The sequence below is a fragment of the Hydrogenivirga sp. 128-5-R1-1 genome (assembly GCF_000171895.1).
The window spans coordinates 1-1,661 of sequence record NZ_ABHJ01000280.1 but is presented as its reverse complement, the minus strand read 5'-3'; the positions used below and the strand labels follow the sequence as shown (position 1 = coordinate 1,661).

The 1,661-nt window shown below is 32.7% G+C and carries 2 protein-coding genes and 2 pseudogenes; all 4 read left to right on the top strand.

Annotated features, from left to right (window positions below; translation table 11 throughout):
• Positions 1-306: pseudogene (locus tag HG1285_RS02450) on the top strand (NADH-quinone oxidoreductase subunit D); the annotation flags it as partial.
• A gap of 63 nt (positions 307-369) precedes the next feature.
• Complete coding sequence (locus tag HG1285_RS02455) at positions 370-561, top strand: DUF433 domain-containing protein (RefSeq protein ID WP_008289127.1); 192 nt, start codon at positions 370-372, stop codon at positions 559-561.
• A complete protein-coding gene (locus tag HG1285_RS02460; protein ID WP_008289126.1) occupies positions 554-1,069 on the top strand; it encodes an NADH-quinone oxidoreductase subunit B family protein in 516 nt (171 codons plus the stop codon). Before HG1285_RS02455 ends, HG1285_RS02460 begins: the two co-directional genes overlap by 8 nt.
• Before the next feature lie 247 nt (positions 1,070-1,316).
• Positions 1,317-1,661: pseudogene (locus HG1285_RS19940) on the top strand (heavy metal translocating P-type ATPase); the annotation flags it as partial.

The window sequence follows — 1,661 nt, the reverse complement described above, 5'->3', positions numbered from 1 at the left end:
GATTTAGAAAACAGTATCTCAATAATCCGTCAGTGTTTGGCAAACTTACCGGATGGAGAGATTAAAACAGATTTAAGAGAAATTAAAAAAAACAGCTGGACTCTTGGATATGCAGAGGGACAAAGAGGAGATATTATCCATTATGTTCAGACTGATGATGAAGGAAAAATCTTTAGATGGAAAGTAAGAGATCCATCCTTCCACAACTGGCAAACAATACAATTTGCAGTTTTAGGAGACATTATTGCAGACTTTCCACTTGTTAATAAAAGCCTCAATTTATCTTATGCAGGAAATGATTTGTAAAATTTGAACAATGGACTTTATGTAATAAAATTTAATTTAAAGTTGTTATAAAAGAGGTTGATTATGGAATATAAAGATAGAATTGTATCAAATCCAAATATTTTGCAGGGAAAACCAACAATAAAAGGAACTCGCATTTCTGTAGAGCTTATTTTAAGAAAACTTGGCGAAGGAATGTCAATAGAAGAGCTTTTAGAAGCATATCCTGTTTTAACCAGGGAAGATATTTTGGCCTGTAGGAGGAGAGATGTTTAATATACTAAAAATAAGGCTTAAAGAAGGGATAAAGTCAGAGAATATACAGGTAAGAGATGAAAATGTTGAGGTTTTAGGTAAAAAGCTAAAAGAAAAAATTGATAAATATTTTCAGGGAAGTTTTGCTATAAGGGAAGTTGACAGCGGTTCCTGTAATGCCTGTGAGTATGAGATTTCTGCCTTATCAAATCCATATTATGATGTGGAAAGATTTGGAATAAAATTTGTTGCCTCTCCTAAGCATGCAGACGCAATTATGATAACAGGTTGCATGACAAGAAATATGTATAAAGCAGTCTTAAGAGCTTATGAAAATGTGCCAGAGCCTAAGTTTGTTATAGCAGTTGGAGATTGTGTTTTAGATGGCGGAGTTTTTAAAGGAAGCTATGCCACAATAGACGGCGTTCAGGATAAACTTCCTGTTGATGTATGGATAAAAGGTTGCCCTCCAGAGCCTATAGATATTATTTCTGGAGTTTTGAAACTGATAGAAGAAAAGTTTGAATAATTCTATCTTTATCTAATCAGTCTTTCATCTTTAATTTCTTTTACTACACAAAATAGTTGACAAATTTTTAAGTAATACTTATTATTAAAACTACTACTAAAATTAGTAGTAAAAATTTTGGAGGATAAACATGATGGATGGAATGGCACATGGATATATGTGGTTTTGGTGGCTTTTAGTAACTATTTTTCTAATTGCTGGGACTGCAGCGTTTATAAAATATTTAATGAAATAAGAGGATAGAAAAATGAAACACGAAAACCATAACAATGAAATGAAACATAACCAAATGGAACATGAAAAACATTCTCATCACTCTCACCATTCAGCCCATTCAAATCACCAGGAACATTCAGATAATACAGGACATTCTGGTCATACAGGACACTCAGGACATGCTCATCATATAGAGGATTTTAAAAGAAGATTTTTTATTTCTACAATTCTTACCATACCAGTACTTCTTTTATCTGAAATGATACAGCAGTGGTTTGGATTTCAAATCACTGTGCCTTTCCAGAAATGGATAATACTGATAATCTCCTCAGTAATCTATTTTTACGGTGGTTATCCTTTCCTAAAAGGGCTTATT

What these genes read in the sequence shown, in the direction of transcription:
- HG1285_RS02455 (WP_008289127.1), top strand. Translation starts at nt 370, where the DNA reads ATGGAATATAAAGATAGAATTGTATCAAATCCAAATATTTTGCAGGGA.
- HG1285_RS02460 (WP_008289126.1), top strand. Translation starts at nt 554, where the DNA reads ATGTTTAATATACTAAAAATAAGGCTTAAAGAAGGGATAAAGTCAGAG.